15 protein-coding genes are annotated in these 15,696 nt (G+C 62.5%); 8 read left to right on the top strand and 7 right to left on the bottom strand.

Annotated features, from left to right (window positions below; translation table 11 throughout):
- Positions 1 to 116: 116 nt before the first annotated feature.
- Positions 117 to 1,517 (bottom strand): MFS transporter, encoded by a 1,401-nt coding sequence (locus AC1DD5_RS23830; RefSeq protein ID WP_477522938.1) that lies wholly within the window; start codon positions 1,515 to 1,517, stop codon positions 117 to 119.
- A 68-nt stretch (positions 1,518 to 1,585) separates the two neighbouring features.
- Here AC1DD5_RS23830 and soxR point away from each other — a divergent pair, with 68 nt between their 5' ends.
- A complete protein-coding gene (gene soxR, locus AC1DD5_RS23825; protein ID WP_477522937.1) occupies positions 1,586 to 2,047 on the top strand; it encodes a redox-sensitive transcriptional activator SoxR in 462 nt (153 codons plus the stop codon).
- Positions 2,048 to 2,052: 5 nt separating this feature from the next.
- Here soxR and AC1DD5_RS23820 read toward each other — a convergent pair whose 3' ends face one another.
- Positions 2,053 to 4,017, bottom strand: a complete 1,965-nt coding sequence (locus tag AC1DD5_RS23820; protein ID WP_477522936.1) for an FG-GAP-like repeat-containing protein — start codon at positions 4,015 to 4,017, stop codon at positions 2,053 to 2,055.
- A 159-nt stretch (positions 4,018 to 4,176) separates the two neighbouring features.
- Here AC1DD5_RS23820 and AC1DD5_RS23815 point away from each other — a divergent pair, with 159 nt between their 5' ends.
- The gene (locus AC1DD5_RS23815; RefSeq protein ID WP_477522935.1) at positions 4,177 to 4,872 is read left to right on the top strand and encodes an SAM-dependent methyltransferase; all 696 of its coding nucleotides are present in this window, start codon (positions 4,177 to 4,179) and stop codon (positions 4,870 to 4,872) included.
- Between the two features lie 59 nt (positions 4,873 to 4,931).
- On the opposite strand, the gene AC1DD5_RS23810 is transcribed toward AC1DD5_RS23815, so the two are convergent.
- Positions 4,932 to 5,969 carry an Lrp/AsnC family transcriptional regulator gene (locus tag AC1DD5_RS23810; RefSeq protein ID WP_477522934.1) on the bottom strand — a complete coding sequence of 346 codons (1,038 nt, stop codon included), beginning with the start codon at positions 5,967 to 5,969 and terminating at the stop codon, positions 4,932 to 4,934.
- 139 nt (positions 5,970 to 6,108) lie between these two features.
- Between AC1DD5_RS23810 and AC1DD5_RS23805 the strand changes: the two genes are divergently transcribed.
- Positions 6,109 to 7,326: a M20 metallopeptidase family protein gene (locus AC1DD5_RS23805; protein WP_477522933.1), complete on the top strand. Its 1,218-nt coding sequence runs from the start codon at positions 6,109 to 6,111 to the stop codon at positions 7,324 to 7,326.
- Between the two features lie 31 nt (positions 7,327 to 7,357).
- The gene (locus AC1DD5_RS23800; RefSeq protein ID WP_477522932.1) at positions 7,358 to 8,650 is read left to right on the top strand and encodes an MFS transporter; all 1,293 of its coding nucleotides are present in this window, start codon (positions 7,358 to 7,360) and stop codon (positions 8,648 to 8,650) included.
- 42 nt (positions 8,651 to 8,692) lie between these two features.
- Here the strand turns inward: AC1DD5_RS23800 and AC1DD5_RS23795 are convergent, their stop codons facing one another.
- The gene (locus AC1DD5_RS23795; protein ID WP_477522931.1) at positions 8,693 to 10,000 is read right to left on the bottom strand and encodes an MFS transporter; all 1,308 of its coding nucleotides are present in this window, start codon (positions 9,998 to 10,000) and stop codon (positions 8,693 to 8,695) included.
- A gap of 653 nt (positions 10,001 to 10,653) precedes the next feature.
- On the opposite strand from AC1DD5_RS23795, the gene trmB reads away from it, so the two are divergent.
- From trmB to AC1DD5_RS23780, 3 genes are read left to right on the top strand one after another with little or no spacing between them, the layout of a single operon-like run.
- Positions 10,654 to 11,559 carry a tRNA (guanosine(46)-N7)-methyltransferase TrmB gene (gene trmB, locus AC1DD5_RS23790; protein WP_477522930.1) on the top strand — a complete coding sequence of 302 codons (906 nt, stop codon included), beginning with the start codon at positions 10,654 to 10,656 and terminating at the stop codon, positions 11,557 to 11,559.
- 20 nt (positions 11,560 to 11,579) lie between these two features.
- Positions 11,580 to 11,972 (top strand): hypothetical protein, encoded by a 393-nt coding sequence (locus AC1DD5_RS23785; protein ID WP_477522929.1) that lies wholly within the window; start codon positions 11,580 to 11,582, stop codon positions 11,970 to 11,972.
- Positions 11,973 to 12,455: a type II toxin-antitoxin system RatA family toxin gene (locus AC1DD5_RS23780; protein ID WP_477522928.1), complete on the top strand. Its 483-nt coding sequence runs from the start codon at positions 11,973 to 11,975 to the stop codon at positions 12,453 to 12,455.
- 33 nt (positions 12,456 to 12,488) lie between these two features.
- Here the strand turns inward: AC1DD5_RS23780 and AC1DD5_RS23775 are convergent, their stop codons facing one another.
- Together AC1DD5_RS23775 and AC1DD5_RS23770 are read right to left on the bottom strand one after the other, a co-directional pair.
- Entirely contained in the window at positions 12,489 to 13,163 is a 675-nt protein-coding gene (locus AC1DD5_RS23775; protein ID WP_477522927.1) for an anti-sigma factor family protein, read from the bottom strand.
- Positions 13,160 to 13,657: a sigma-70 family RNA polymerase sigma factor gene (locus AC1DD5_RS23770; protein WP_477522926.1), complete on the bottom strand. Its 498-nt coding sequence runs from the start codon at positions 13,655 to 13,657 to the stop codon at positions 13,160 to 13,162. The genes AC1DD5_RS23775 and AC1DD5_RS23770 overlap by 4 nt, the downstream gene beginning before the upstream one ends.
- A gap of 151 nt (positions 13,658 to 13,808) precedes the next feature.
- Here AC1DD5_RS23770 and AC1DD5_RS23765 point away from each other — a divergent pair, with 151 nt between their 5' ends.
- On the top strand, positions 13,809 to 14,354 hold the full coding sequence (locus tag AC1DD5_RS23765; RefSeq protein WP_442003310.1) for a COG4315 family predicted lipoprotein: 546 nt from the start codon (positions 13,809 to 13,811) through the stop codon (positions 14,352 to 14,354).
- Between the two features lie 92 nt (positions 14,355 to 14,446).
- Here AC1DD5_RS23765 and AC1DD5_RS23760 read toward each other — a convergent pair whose 3' ends face one another.
- On the bottom strand, positions 14,447 to 15,397 hold the full coding sequence (locus tag AC1DD5_RS23760) for a type IV toxin-antitoxin system AbiEi family antitoxin domain-containing protein (protein ID WP_477522925.1): 951 nt from the start codon (positions 15,395 to 15,397) through the stop codon (positions 14,447 to 14,449).
- Between the last annotated feature and the right edge of the window lie 299 nt (positions 15,398 to 15,696).

Below are 15,696 nucleotides of genomic sequence, written 5' to 3'. Positions count from 1 at the left end.
CGCATCGGGCTGGTTCGGGCCCGCGTTGTGGGGCCCCAACTGGGTAGCAGCTGAGCGCGTTTTGGACGCTCAAAACGCGCTCAACTGGTACTTACTTGGGCTTGGTGAGCGTCGGGCTACTTGTGGAGCGATGCCTCAGGTTCGGTTTCCCGCGTGGTGGAGACACCCGCCCGGGTGGCGACCCGCGGCGCTATGAGGACCCCGACGACGGCGATCACCGCCGTCAGTGCGAAGACCCCCGCAAACGGGTTCGTCGTCGTAAATGCTGCGAAGACGAGTCCCGTGGCGGCGAGGGACAAGGCGCCGCCCAGAGAGTCCGAGATGGACATCGCTGCGCTGTTGAAGCCCTGGTTTTCCTCACCGGACAACGCCAAGGTCATCACCGAGAGCCGCGGGTACATGAGTCCCATGCCACCGCCCGCAAGGATCCAGCCTCCAATGGCAATACCCGCCGGCAGCGCCAAGGCCGCGGTCACCAGGGCCAGCACTATGGCCACCAGCACCAGCACAGCACCGATTTTCACGGCGAGGGCATCAGCCAGCTTGGAACCCAACCGTCCCTGCAGAGCGGACGCCCCTGCCCATGCGAGCGCGGCGCCAGTGAGGGTAAGCCCGGCAAACGTCGGCGTGAATGCGTACTGTTCGGTCAGCAGGTATGGCAGGTAGACCTCCGCGCCGAAAAACGCGGCCGATGCTAAACCGCGGGTGAGGATGACGCTGGGAAGGCCTCGACGGGCAAGCAGTGTTCCGCGCGGTACCAACGGCCGTACCGCCACCACAGCAAGGACAAGCGCGACGACGGCAATCACCCCGCCCACGCCCGGCACCTCTGCTGACAGGTTCAGCGCGAGGACGGTCAGCGCGGCCAGCGCCGCCCAGCCCATGCGTCCGAAGGCCCACGGCACGCGCTGGGTATCTGCTTCGGAGTCGTGAGCCATCCCGCGTACAGCCGGAACCACCATCAGCAGTGCCGGAACAACCAACCCCACGACGCCCAGGAATACCCAGTGCCAACTGCTCAGCTGTGCCACGATCCCTGCGGCAAACGGGCCCACGAGTGACGGGATCACCCAGGAAGCGGCAAACGCGGCAAAGATTTTGGGATGAAGCACCGGCGGGTAGACGCGTGCCACCAAAACATACAGGGCTACGGTCATGGCGCCGCCGCCAAGTCCCTGCACGAGCCGTCCGAGCACCAGGACTTCCATGCTCCCGGCTGTTCCTGCGATCAGCAGGCCGGCGACGAACAGTGCCACCGATGCGTACAGCGGCGCCGCGGGACCCCGACGATCGGACCAGTTACCTGCTCCCACCATGCCCATCACGCCAGTCGCAAGGGGGCCGGCGAAGGCCAGCGCGTAAAGGCTGGCTCCGTCCAGGTCCCGACTGACGAGCGGCATGATCGTGGTGACCGCCAGGGACTCGAAGGCGCTGAGGAAAACGAGCGCACAAGCACCGACGGTGGCCAGCAGGTATGGACGGCGGAGTATCCCGGCCGTTGAAGTATCAGGGGTCATGGACGTTACCCTAGAACCTCAACTAATGTTGAGGTCAATCCACCACGCCCACCACGGGAGGACCAGCCATGCCACAAGTTCCAGGCAGCGCCCACCGGCCCCTGAGCATTGGTGAGCTTTCGGAACGTAGCGGAGTATCGCCGTCGGCCCTTCACTTCTACGAACGCAACGGGCTCATTACAGCTGAGCGCACGGCCGGCAACCAGCGGCGGTACAGGCGCGAAACGTTGCGTCGAGTGGCATTCATCAAAACATCGCAAAGAGTTGGCCTTCCTTTGAAGGACATCCGGGAGGCGTTGGACTCACTGCCCGATGGACGGACGCCCACTAAACGGGACTGGACGCGGTTGTCGTCGCGATGGCGCAGGGAACTCGACGAGCGAATTGCCGCGCTGCAACACCTGCGGAACGATCTGGATGGCTGCATCGGCTGTGGTTGCTTGAGCCTGAAATCGTGCACGCTTCAGAACCCCGCCGACGAGCTGGGGGCGACCGGGGCAGGAGCGCAACGCTGGAACCAGCCCGGATAATCCCCTCAGATGATCGCCGTCATGACATTCCATCCCACTCCTACCTGTACCCGCGGCGAATATCCCCCGAACCCCTGCCCTGGGTAGAGCCACAGGGTGCCGCTGGCGTCGCGGGCAAGGATGTCCGGCACATCGTCGCTGTCGAAGTCGCCTGGGGTGACGATTGCTGACATACCGTTCCACTCGATGCCAACCAGCAAGGGTGGGTACCAGCCACCTGAGCCGTCGGGTTCGTAGAGAAACAACGTGCCCCAGGTGTCGCGGGCAAGGATGTCCCGCCCCGGATAGCGGAGGTTCCCCGGGCCCATGATGGCTGTCATCATGTTCCAGTTCGTACCCACCTTCGACCTGGGAAGCCACCCACCCGAGCCGTTCCCCGGATACAGCCAGAGGTCACCGGCACTATCCCGGGCCAGGACATCGGCTTTGCCATCATCATCAAAGTCGCCCGGGGCCACGACGGCGGTCATCGCGTTCCAGCCGACGCCGACATGGGAGCGGGGCAGCCAATCAGAATTGCCGTCACCCGGATACAGCCACAAATCACCAGACTCGTCGCGTGCCAAGACATCCGGTTTGGCGTCACCATCAAAGTCGCCCGACGCCATCAACAGGTTCATGATGTTCCAGCCGGAACCAACCTGTGAACGGGGCAGCCATCCTTTGTTGCCGTTTCCGGGATACAGCCACAGGGCCCCAGCTGAGTCGCGTGCCAGAACGTCCGTGGCGCCGTCGGAGTTGTAGTCCTTCCACACGTTCTCCGGTCCTGCCGTGGTAACAGCCAAGAGGTAATCGCCCTGGTTGCCCGGAACGACGTACCCTTTGGAGGCGTCCGGGAGCATGACGAACTGGCGGGGAAGCAACCCATCTTCCAACGTGATGACGCCTGCTGGCTTGAGCGTTGGCAGGCTGAGCACGTTGATACTGTGGCCCAACACATAGAGTCGCCCACCGTCGGGACTGACCTGGACCGTGAGAGGTCCCATGTTCATGACCGGGCCGTCCGAGAGGCTGACCGGTGTCAGTGAATTCCCTTGCAGATTGACTTCAGCAACGTAATAGTCATTCGGCCTCTGGTCAACGACGAACGCCCGCGACCCATCTGGAGTGAAGCTTGGTGCCGTGGCCACGGCTTGGGTCATCACTTCCCCGATCACGGTATTCGTGGTGACGCCTGCGATGGCGATGCCGCCTTCGAGCTTGGGATAGTACAGCTTGGATCCGTCCGGGGACATGGACCCTCCAGTTGACGTCCCGCCGAGGGGAATGGTGCTGGTCACGGTGTTCGTAGACGTCTCGATGGCGGAGACCGATTGGTCCAGGAGATTCAGTGCGAAGGCCTTGGCCCCATCAGGCGTCACAAGAATCTGTGTTGGCTCGCGACCAACGGGAACCGAGGAGACCAAGGACGCCGCCGCCACATCGATGACCGCAACCGATCCCGGCGTCGAGCCTGTATCTGCGGGGGTGCCGTACACAGCCGCGTAAACATTGGCCGAGTCGGGAGTAAACGCGAGGCTGAAGACCGGGCCGTCCACGGGTATGTCCGCGACCGTCATCGCGGCAGTGTCCACCACGGTGAGGAAATGCTCCTGGAGCTCGCTCGTTGCGAGGAACACCTTGGCGCCGTCCGGGCTGACCTCCATGGCAGTAACATCCCGGACATCGATGCTCGCAGTCACGGTATCAGTGGCAACATCGATCGAGGCGAAGGCCCCGGATGCGGACACTGTGAACAGCTTGCTCCCGTCGGGGCTCGGTTCAACAAAGTGTGGGCTCGGAACCTCGATCCTGGACGGCGTCCCGAAAGTCGCCATGGGCGCAGTGATGGTTGGTGCAGTGCCTGCTGCGACGGCGTCGGGCTTCAGTGGATTGGCCTGGGCCGGTAACCCGGAAGCCACGAGCGTAAAGGCCGCAGTCAAGGCCACAAAGGCAGCACGCGCATTGAATATAGACGTCCCGAACATCATGAATCCCCCGTTTCAGACGCCAGTGACTTTTGTCCAGCGCTTGGATCAAACGCTAGTCACCATCAAATGGAAAAACCAGATTGTTTGTTCGTATGTGTGGAACTTGCCGAAGCAGCAACAGGGATTGCCTTGCGCCAAGCCTCACGGCACGCTTGGCATATGACTGAACACACGCACGACGGCGATACTCACCACAGCGAGCCGAGGCATGGCGGGCTCAATCTCCACGAGGACGCTGACAACGCCGCTGACATGTGGGACGGCATGTACAAGGAGCGTCCAAAGGTCTGGAGCGGGAACCCGAATCCTCAGTTGGTCGCCGAAGTGGCGGGCCTTCGTGCGGGAACGGCCTTGGACGTTGGCTGCGGCGAGGGTGCAGACGCGATCTGGCTCGCCGGGCAGGGCTGGAAGGTCACCGCAATGGATGTGTCCGCCGTCGCGCTTAAACGTGCAGCAGCCCATGCCGTGGACTCCGGTTACGCTGACCGGATCACGTGGCAGCAGCAGGACTTGGCGGAATGGGAGCCGGAACCCATCTTTGACCTCGTATCAGCACAGTTCCTCCACAGCCCGCTCCTGCCGTGGCGCGACTCGGTAGCTTCCGCGGCAGCGGCGGTAGCCCCGGGCGGTACGTTGCTGGTGGTCGGACATCACCCGCATGGACTCGCCCCTTGGAGCCACCACCGTGAAACGGGCATGTTCTTCTCGCCGGAACAGTTGGCCGGCGCGCTCCGCCTGGATCGCGAGCCGTGGTTCGTCAACGTCCTGACTTCGCGGGAACGCACCGTCACGGGTCCGGAGGGCGAACCGGCTACTGTTGTGGACACGGTCCTCCGGGCAACGAAGCACGCCTGACAGAGGCGGGAACCGCGCCCGAGCGGGGTGACGCCGTCGTCGTCAACTTCGGCAACAACTCACGCTGTTTCCGGCAGCAGTTCCCCGTATGGTGCCACCACTGTCCCCGTAGCTGTGGAGTCCGGGTTCAGCATCCAGCCAACTCGTTTGGCCGTGTTCAACATGACGACGCTCTCCACGAGTTCGATCCCCGGGATCCGCTGCTGGATGGCGAGTTCCATTTCCATGACCTGCGCAAGCGAACGCAGCCACATGATCATGGTGAAGTTGGTGCGGCCGGTGGTTGACGCGGAAAACCTGACATTCCGGATGGAACGCAGTTCAGTGGCTGCGGCCTCGTGCTGTCCCGCGGGGACGTTCGCAAACCACTGGACTGTGATGGGATAACCGGAGAATTTTTGGGCGATCTCGCAGCGAAAGGAGAGCATCCTGCTGTTCAGCACCCGCCCCAACTGGCGTTGCACGGTGGCGGGATGCCGCCCCAAAGCCCGCGCGATCTCAGCAGCAGAAGCGCGGCCGTCGCGGGACAGAAACGGGATAAGCGCCAGATGGCTCTCGGGCAGCGGCACAACGATGGCGTCCGGAGCGGAGGGGTTGGCCGATTCGGGCCCGGCCATCGCCCGAAGCGCTTGCTGTTCCCCTTTCGTGAGCACATTCAGCCGCCACGCATATCCGCTGGTATGGATGCGGGTGCAGAGCGACGTGTGGTACTTGGTGAGCCCACGGATTTCCTTGAGCCGCGGCAGCAGGCTGGTGCTGAACTGATCGAGGTCCTGGGTGATGACCGTGAGCGTGAGATCGCGGTTACTGGCGGCTTCTTCCACGGTGATGACCTCAGGGAGCTCTGCGAGCGCAGTGACAACGTCCGGCCGTAGGTCCATGTCGCAGTCGATGTCCACCATGGCGAGGCACATGTTCTTCGGATCGCCCATCAGGTGCGCCGTAGTCCAGGCCGCTCCCGTGGCTTTCAGGCGGTCCCACCGCGCGGCCAGGGTTGTGGCATGGACACCCAGGACCGCGCCGGCGTCGGACCAGCTGATGCGGGGAGAAATCTGCAGGGCATTGACGAGTCGTAGATCCTCTTCACTGAGTTCCATGCGTACATTCTCTCAACTGTGCATGAATCGTGCGTTTCTGCGGCTTCCTTGCATTTTTGTAGATGTTTTCAGGATTGTGAGTTAAGTCACCACAGAATTGCTGGAAGAAACCCGTAGCCAAGCGAGACCAGGAGTACACATGACCATCGCCGCCGACGCCAAGGAACTGCAGGACGACATCGTCCGCCTCCGCCACGACCTCCACCGTGAGCCGGAAATCGGCCTGCAACTGCCCCGCACCCAGGAAAAGGTGCTGAAGGCACTCGACGGACTCCCTTACGAAATCACCCTGGGCAAGGACACGACGTCGGTCACTGCAGTTCTGCGTGGGGGCGCGGCTTACGCCTCGGCTGAGAAGCCCGTGGTGTTGCTGCGTGCAGACATGGACGGCCTTCCGGTCCAGGAGACCACCGGAGTGGACTACACCTCCCGCGTAGATGGAGCAATGCACGCCTGTGGCCACGACCTCCACACCTCCATGCTGGCCGGAGCCGCCACCCTGCTGGCAGAGCGTCGCGACAAGCTGGCCGGCGACGTCGTCCTCATGTTCCAGCCCGGCGAGGAAGGCTTCGACGGCGCCAGCTACATGATCAACGAAGGCGTCCTGGATGCTGCTGGCAGGCGGGCAGATACGGCGTACGGAATGCACGTCTTCTCCTCGCTGGAACCGCACGGCCAGTTCGTCACCAAGAGCGGCGTGATGCTCAGTTCTTCGGATGGGCTCGTTGTGACCGTGCTTGGCGCCGGCGGACACGGCTCCGCACCGCACTCAGCCAAGGACCCCGTCACCGCAGCAGCCGAAATGGTCACCGCCCTTCAGATCATGGTGACCCGCCAGTTCAACATGTTCGATCCCGTTGTCCTCACCGTTGGTGTGCTGCACGCAGGAACCAAACGAAACGTGATCCCCGAGACCGCGCGTATCGAAGCAACCATCAGGACCTTCTCCGAAGAGTCACGGCAGAAGATGATGGAAGTAGTACCCAAGCTGCTCCAAGGCATTGCCGCAGCCCACGGACTGGAGGTTGATGTGGACTACCAACAGGAATACCCGCTCACCATTAATGACGAGGACGAAACCAACACGGCGGAGAAGGTCATCGCTGGCATGTTCGGCCAGTCCAGGCTGACCCGGATGGCAACTCCCCTGAGTGGTTCCGAGGACTTCTCCCGGGTCCTGGCCGAGGTCCCGGGAACATTCGTGGGGCTCAGCGCCGTTGCCCCCGGCACCGACCACGCGACGTCGCCCTTCAACCACTCGCCGTACGCGACGTTCGACGACGGCGTCCTCACCGACGGCGCTGCCCTGTACGCAGAACTCGCCGTGTCCCGCATCGCGGCCCTCGCCGCCAACTAACTCCCAGCCCTATCCCACCTTGGAGAATCACATGACCGCCACCGTTGGAACGTCCACCGAAGTCAAGGTCCACAAGTCCCATCTGCGCACTCTGATCGGGACCGGCATCGGCAACGCCGTTGAATGGTACGACTGGGCCATCTACGCCACGTTCTCGCCGTTCATCGCGAGTGCTTTGTTCAGCCAGGCCGACCCCACGTCTGCTGTGCTGTCCACCTTGGCGATCTTCGCCGTCGGGTTTGTTGCCCGGCCGTTCGGCGGTTTCGTGTTCGGCTGGATCGGCGACCGCATCGGCCGCAAGACCTCCATGACGGTAGCCGTTGCGCTTGGAGCTCTCGGCAGCCTCCTCATCGGCATCGCGCCGACGTTCCAGGCCGTTGGCGCGTTCGCATCTGTGATGCTCCTGCTCGCCCGACTGATTCAGGGCCTTGCCCACGGTGGTGAGCTGCCGTCGTCGCAAACGTACCTGTCCGAAATGGCACCCAAGGAAAAGCGCGGCTTCTGGGCCACACTCATCTACACGTCCGGCACCGCCGGCATTCTGGCTGGAACACTGCTTGGTGCGATCCTCACTGCTGTCCTGTCAAAGAACGACATGAGCGCCTGGGGTTGGCGTATTCCGTTCCTCATCGGTGGCGCGCTGGGCATCTACGCGCTGTTCATGCGAGCCAAGATGAAGGAAACCCACGCATTCGAGGCTGAGACGCCCAACGAAAAGCGCCTGCCGATGTGGCCGCAGATCGTCAAGTACCGCAAGCAGGCCCTGCAGGTTATCGGCCTTACCGTTGGCCTCACGGTGGTCTACTACATCTGGGGTGTCGTGGCGCCGAGCTACGCAGCCACAACCCTGAAGATGGACCGCGGAGCAGCACTATGGGCCGGCGTGATCGCCAATGTTGTGTTCATCGCCGCACTGCCGTTCTGGGGCAAGTTGTCCGACCGCATTGGCCGCAAGCCTGTGCTGATCGGCTCGTCCGTCGGTGCCATGATCATGCACTTCCCCATGACGTGGCTGCTGAAGGATTCACCATGGCAGCTGACCGTGTCCATGTCCGTGATGCTGTTCTTCATCGCTGGTAGCGCGTCCATTGTCCCGGCCGTCTACGCCGAGCTGTTCCCGACGCACATCCGCACCGTTGGCGTCGGCGTCCCGTACTCCATCTGCGTAGCGGCCTTCGGTGGCACGGCTCCGTACCTCCAGACATGGCTGGGCACCATTGGCCAGGGGTACCTGTTCAACGTGTACGCGGTGATCCTGCTGGTGATCGGCATCGCGTTCGCCTTCTCGATCCCGGAGACCAAGGGCAAGGACCTGACGGTCTAGGTTCCCGTTGTGAGGCCCGCTCTGCGGGCCTCACAACGCGGTTTAAACGAACTTGTTGCGGCCTGCGCGGTAGCCGAAGAACCCAGCCAGCGCTCCAACCACCAGGAACAGGATGCCTGCCGCGGCGAATCCACCCGTGGCTTGGTGCAGTTGGCCCACGAGCAAAGTGCCCACCGAGCCCACTCCGTAACCGACACCCTGCATCATTCCCGACAGGTGCGCGGCGGTGTGGGCATCACGGGTGCGGACCATGATCATCGTGAGGGCAACCGCCGTGAGGGAGCCCTGTCCCAGTCCCAGCAGCCCGGTCCAGATCCAAATCAGCTCAGTGGGCCCGAAGATGCTGAGGGCGAAGCCGCCTCCAGTCATCAGGGCTACCACCGTGTTGATGATGCGCTGGTCTTTGAACCGCGTGGCCAGGGCAGGGGCGAAGAGTGAACCGAGCATCTGAAGCACAATCGACACCGACACGATCAGACCGGCCGTCCCACCCTCGATGCCCCTGTCCCTCAGGATCGGCGCCAGCCACGCAAACACGCTGAACGACATCATGGCCTGCAGCACCATGAACAGCGTGACCTGCCAGGCCACCGCGGATCGCCACACGTTCACGCCGCCGCGGACCGCCTGGTGCTTTACCGATGGCTGGCGGATGGCCAGCGGAAGAAAGAGTAAAAGCACGACGGCGGCAGGCAGCGCCCAGGACCACAGCGCCGAAGTCCATTGGCCCGTTGCCGCAAAAACCGGATACGTGAACCCTGCACCAAGGGCTGCGGAAGCACAGATTGCCGTCGTGTAGAGGCCGCCCATGAGCCCGAGGCGGTGCGGGAAGTCCCTTTTGACCACGCCTGGCAGGAGGACGTTGCAGAGCGCGATCGCTGCTCCGCATGCTGCCGTTCCGGCCAGAAGCGTTGGCAGGTGGCCTACTCCCGGGATTTCGCTCCCACGCACCAAAAGCCCTGCTGTGAGCACCGCCATCGCGCCCAGCAGGACCCGTTCGGCGCCGAAACGGCGGGCAAGGATTGGGGCCAGGGGCGCGAATATGCCCAGCAATGTCACGGGAACGGTGGTCAGGACCACCACAGCCCAGCCCGGCAGCCCGGCGTCGGACGTTATTTCTGGAAGGACGGCCGAGAAGCTCGAGAAGACCGTCCGCAGGTTCAGGCCGATCAGGACGAGGCAAATGCCGAGGTAGATCAGGGCCCTCTTGGAGGGCAGCTGCGTAGGTGGGGCGGGCGGGACGTCGTCGATCTCGGCATCCACAGCGATTTCAGGGCGAACGGCCTGATAGCGGATCGGGTCTGCCTGGCCGCTTGTATCTGCGACGCCGGGCCTGTTCGAGGAGGTCACACGTCCTATTCTGTCAGCCGTATCTGATCTGCCGCCCAAGGGCGTGATGTGACCGCGGCTTGAAGGGCGGCGAGGTTGTCCACATACGCGGGATTACCTCTGTCTGTGCGGCATCGGCGTCCATAGCGTTGAGGGCATGAACCAAACTTCTTTGCGCTCGCCGGCATCGTCGAACCCGGACAGGGCGGAGTCGGCGATCGGATATGTTCTCGTCCCGCCAAAGCAGCCCCCTGGGCTCAACACAGGAATTGGCAGCTTCGTCTTTGCCGTCGCTGCGCTCTTATACCTTCCAGTCACAGCGCCTGCGGCATTATTGGTGGCGTTTCTCACTAGGTCACCCTCTAGGGCGGGGCCACTTGATTGGGTTGCCCCGACCGTCTTGTGGAGCCTCCCGTCCTTGTGCGGCCTCATTTCCTTGTTACTCGGCACAGCATCGGTGGTGTTGGCTCGACGACCCACGCCAACCGGGCGGCACACCAAGGCGTGGTTCACAGGAATTGTTGGGCTGGGCGTTCTGGCACTGGACGTTGCGCTTGTTGCTGCCTGGATTTCTACCAGGAACCGCATCATGATCCCGTTTTGACGCCGGAGCACGGATTCAGCCTCGTCTGAGCCAACCATCTGCCCACCGGAACCAAAGTATTCTGGAAAGGATGAGTGAAACCCCAGATTCCCCGCGACCAGTAACGCCCGGCAGCCAGGCTTCCTTCGGAACGTACGGTGGCCGGCCGGTCAGTTTCGTGCGCCGCGGCACCCGTTTGCAGGGCCGGAGGCAGGCGGCGTGGGAAGAGCACGCCGAGCGCTGGGCCGTCCAGGTTCCACGTCACGTCGCCAACACTTCGGTGCACCCCGGTTACACGTTTGATGCCGAGGCCGTCTTTGGGCGCAAAGCTCCGCTGATTGTCGAGATCGGTTCGGGTTTGGGCGACGCCGTGGTCCATGCCGCCGAACAGAATCCGGACAAGGACTTTTTGGCCGTGGAGGTTTACACGCCCGGTTTGGCCAACACCATCATCAAGATCAACAGCCGTGGCCTGACCAACGTTCGGGTGGTGGAAGCCAATGCGCCCGAGGTTTTGGAATCGATGCTTCCCGCCGGTTCGGTCAGTGAGCTCTGGGTATTCTTCCCCGATCCCTGGCACAAGGCACGCCACCACAAGCGCCGCCTCATCCAGCCGGCTTTCGCTTCCGTGGCTGCCAAGGCTCTGGAAAAGGGTGGTTACTGGCGCATCGCCACCGACTGGTCCAACTACGCCGTACACGTCCGCGAGGTCTTGGCGGGCTCAACTGAGTTTGAGAACATGCACGAAGGCGAGCGCAGTGGCGAGGAGAGCCCGCTGACGCAAGTGTGGCAATCCGGCGTCGAGTCTGTTGTGGGAGGGGCCCCGGTGCGGGAAGGCCGCGCACCTGTCAGCACGGAGCACACGGGTCCGAATGAGGGTGTGGACGAGGAAGGTGGCTGGGCTCCCCGGTTCGAGGGCCGTATCCGCACAAGCTTTGAAAACAAGGCCCACGAGGCTGGCCGAATGATTTTCGACCTCACGTATCGCAAGATCTAGCCGAAGCACTTGGGGGAATCATGAGCTATCAGCCACCGGCTGAGTACTACCAGCAGCAGCAACGGTCCAGGACGCCTGGGTTGGGTGCCGGCATCACAAGCATCGTCGCGGCAGTGCTCTCGCCAATCGCTGCTGTGGTCAGCATTCCCCTGGGCGTCGCGGCCGTTGCTTCGGCGATGAGCCGCTACAACCCGGGCAACGACGTCTGGTGGTTCAGTGCGCTTATCCTGGCGTTGGTTGCGGTGGTACTTGCCATTGTGTCTGTGGTCAGTGGGCTGATTGCTGTGTTTCGGGCTGGGCGCATGAATGCCGGACGTATTACGGGGATCATCGGACTGGCGATCATGGCGGTCAACGTCTTTGGCGTCACCTTTATGGTTCTCCTGGTGCTCGGTTCAGGGCAGGGATCCTGAATGCCCCAGGTTCGTGCTGAACGATTTATCCGCATGGATGCCGAGACAGCCTTCGCGCTCTCGCAGACCACTGGCGAGTTCAGGCTCAGATGGGATCCGTTCATTTCGGCGCAAAGCTTCGTTGACGGAGCCAAAGGAGCGGGCAAGGGAGTTCGTACACGAACCGTCTCCAGGATGGGCCTGAAGATGGTGAGTGAGTACGTCTCGTACACCCCGCCCCGCAATGTCGGAATGACTATGGTGTCCGGGCCGTGGTTCTTTGAGAACTTCGGCGGTGGCTGGCGGTTCACCCCGGACGACGGCGGCACCCGGGCAGTCTGGAAGTACACCTTTTCCTGCCGCCCGGCTTGGCTCAAGCCCGTGGCCGAGAGAATCGGAAGCTGGTTGTTGGGCCGCGAAATCGAACGCCGGATCGAAGCATTTGCCCGGGCCTGCGAGGACCCCGTCCTCGTCGCAGAGCTGCGGGCAAACCTCCTAGGCTGAAATCAAGGGCGCTGAAATCTAGGGCGCTGACATCTACGGCACTGAAATTGAGGCCACTGTCTTGTCCCCTTCATCCCGGAGCTCCACTCCGGCGATGCCGCCAAGCTGCACGGGCGTAGCGCCAGTGATCTTGATGCGACCACTCGGGGTCGCCGTCCAGCCGCAGGTGCGCTCTTCCGCCCCGTCCCGGCCCTTCACCCAAAGGTAGAGCGTTCCTTCGAGCGGCATGCTCTTGCCCTCGACCTCAAGCTCCGTGCCCCACGTCTTCTTGACCATGCCTACTGTCAGTTGCAGGCCTGTTTCGGACTGCACCGAGTAGCTGGCATCGGGTTTTGGTGGTTGATTCAGCAGCGGGCCCGCGAGGAAACCAAGTGCCAGGCACGCAGCGGCGACTGCCCCCACGAAAGCCGCCCACCGCCGTCGTGATTTCTTCCTGCGTGCCGAAAGGTCAACCAAGATCTTCTGCGGCAATGCTTCCCGGCTCGGTTCCAAAGGTGAGAGTGCACCGGCGGTACCCGTCACGGTGAGCGCGACGGCGTCGGCGGACGGAACGGCGTCGAGCAGCGCGGGGAGGCTTTCCAACTCCTCGAGTTCCTTGCGGCAGGCAGCACATCCGGCGAGGTGCTCTTCAAAAGTGCGAGCTTCCTCGGGGTCGAGCCCGCCCAGCAGGTAGGCGCCCAGCAATTGGTGGACGGGGTTGCCGTTCATCGTTCCACCCCCATTTCATCAAGGATCGTTCGGAGGGCTTTCACAGCATAGAAAGCCCGGGATTTCACAGTGCCGGCAGGGATGTTCAGCTGCAGGGCTGCCTCGCTGACGGTGAACCGCTGGTAATGCAGGGCCACAAGGACCTCTCGGTGTTCGTGGCTGAGCCGTAGGAGCGCCTCTTCCATGAGGACGCGGTTCAAGAGTTCATCAACACGTTCCGTCGCGACATGGTCTGGAAGGTCGTGCTCGCCTGCCTCGAGGGGACGCCTCTGAGCCTTCCGGTAGTTGTCGATGATGACGTTGCGGGCGGTCCGGAAGAGGTAACTGCGCAGGCTGCCCGTAATCTGCGGGGCGTGCTGCCAGACCTTGAGGATGGTTTCCTGCACGACGTCGTCGGCCAAGTGCGTGTCCGAAGTGCAGCTGAGCACAAAGCGCTTCAACGCTGTGCCGTGATCGCGGTAGATTGCCGCCACCACGTCCTCGTCCAGCGGCATAGCCACCTCCTTCGCACTGTTTCCTGCTGCCCTACCCCCATACGACGCCGCGCGTGGGAAAAAGGTTCAGCTCCTTGAACCATTCTTCCCCCGCTGGCGTCGTAGGGGTTAGCGCCGACCCATCCCGGCCGGCCCGTCAAAGGAGCTAAACATGAGAAATAGACTCAGCGTTGGGATCGGCGCAATGGTTTTCGCCGTGGCTCTTGCCGGTTGCGGCGGAAGCCCCGGGACAAGCACCACGTCCTCTGCCGCGCCCACGACCGCCACTTCCTCGACGGCACCTACCTCCACGTCCCCAAGTACAGCCATGTCCAGTCCGGCCACGGCCGGTGCAGAGATGAAGGTTGCATCATCCAGTGCCGGGCAGATCGTGGTGGACAGCAAGGGCATGAGCCTGTACTTCTTCACCAAGGACGTCAAGGATTCAGGAACCAGCGCGTGCACTGGCGCCTGCCTGACGGCGTGGCCAGTGTTCACGACGACGTCGGACAAGCCAGCCGTTGAAGGCGTCACCGGCACTGTGGGAACCATAGCGACCCCTGATGGGAAGAAGCAGGTCACCCTCAATGGCATGCCGCTGTACTACTACGCCAAGGACAAGGCTCCGGGCGATGTCACCGGCCAAGGCGTCCAAAGTGTCTGGTACTTGGTGAGCCCCAGTGGAGAAATGATCAAGGGGGCCGCAGCGGGCTACTAAAGCGTGACGCCGAGATCGCGGGAAGCCTGCCATATCGCCGTAATGTTCCGTGCGAACAGGCAGGGTTCCCACGAACTCGCGTTCAGGCCGCATCACCTGAGTGCCCGAAGGATGCGTTCCTTGAACGCGCGTTCTTGAAACAGGTCCTTCCACTCGATCCGGATGAACCGCCACCCCTCCTCGACGAGTGCCTTCTCCCGCCGTCGTTCTTGAAAGATGACCTCATCAGTCGGATTGAAGTCGAAGTATTTGGTTCGACCGTCGAACTCCAGAGCCAGTCTTTCCTCTTCCCAAGCGAAATCCATACGGTGGCGACCCAAGCGGGACTGCACCTCGAATTGTGGCTGTGGAGGCCTGATGCTGAGCCTTTGCATCAACTCACGGGTCAATGTCTCACCAGCAGACTCGGAGCGGGGGTCTGCGTTGTCCAAAGCCTTGCGCAGCGTGCGGATACCCCGCTTCCCTGAGGAGACCGCGGCCAAGGAAGTCAGCCTGCTTCTATCAGCGCCGAGGCGCAGTCCATGATCCATAATCACCAGTGCCTTTGGATAGCCGAGCATTCTGGCACTGTCAAAGATGGTGCGTTCGAGTGTGGTCGCCCGCAAGCCCTGAACCTGCACGACATCGTCCTCAGTGAAGCTTTCTGTGTGTCCCCGAACATCCTTGCCCCAGCGGTCGGAGGATGGCCGGGCCGGGTGCAGGATGTGAACCCTGTCATCCACGCCCCACACGAACAGGCCGTGGAGTCGCGCAGCCGACAAATGGCTGTAGACGAACCCGCCTGTTGACGTTGTCAGCGTCCCATGCGCATGTGCCAGGATCCGCTCCTTGGCCTGCCTCCTCGGACCAAGGGCATTCCACTTGTTGCCCCTGATGTAGCAGCCGTACCTCAAGCGGTGCAGCTCACCGGAGTCCACCAGTGCCTGGATCCTTCGACCGTTCAGGCCGAAACGGAGTAACTCGTCGGTTCTCCACATGTACCCGCGCACAGGAAGCGGGTGGACTAACGGGGCGGTGCCTTCAAGCGATGATGTTGGATCCATGGATTTAGCATGCCGACGAAACATCCAGTCCTTAAAGGGGTGCGCCACGCTATGTGGACATCCAGTGCCGAGGCTCCGAGGGCAGGCTCGCACTTGAGATGTCAGGGGAGGCAGCCAAATCGCCGGAAAAGTGCGAGATCGCCGAAACGCCCGTGTGTGTCAGGCTGTTGTGTGACAGGTTTGCTGTTCCCACCAGGTGATACACGCGGCAGGGAAAGGTCCGTCATGGATTTTATTGTTCCTCCCCGTCGTTCGAAGCGGAGCCACTTCACTCTCGATCAAAAGCACGCGATTCTGGA

The organism is Paenarthrobacter sp. 10L420, from assembly GCF_056395385.1.
The sequence above is the reverse complement of the archived record's forward strand: the minus strand, read 5'-3'. Positions and strand labels throughout refer to the sequence as shown.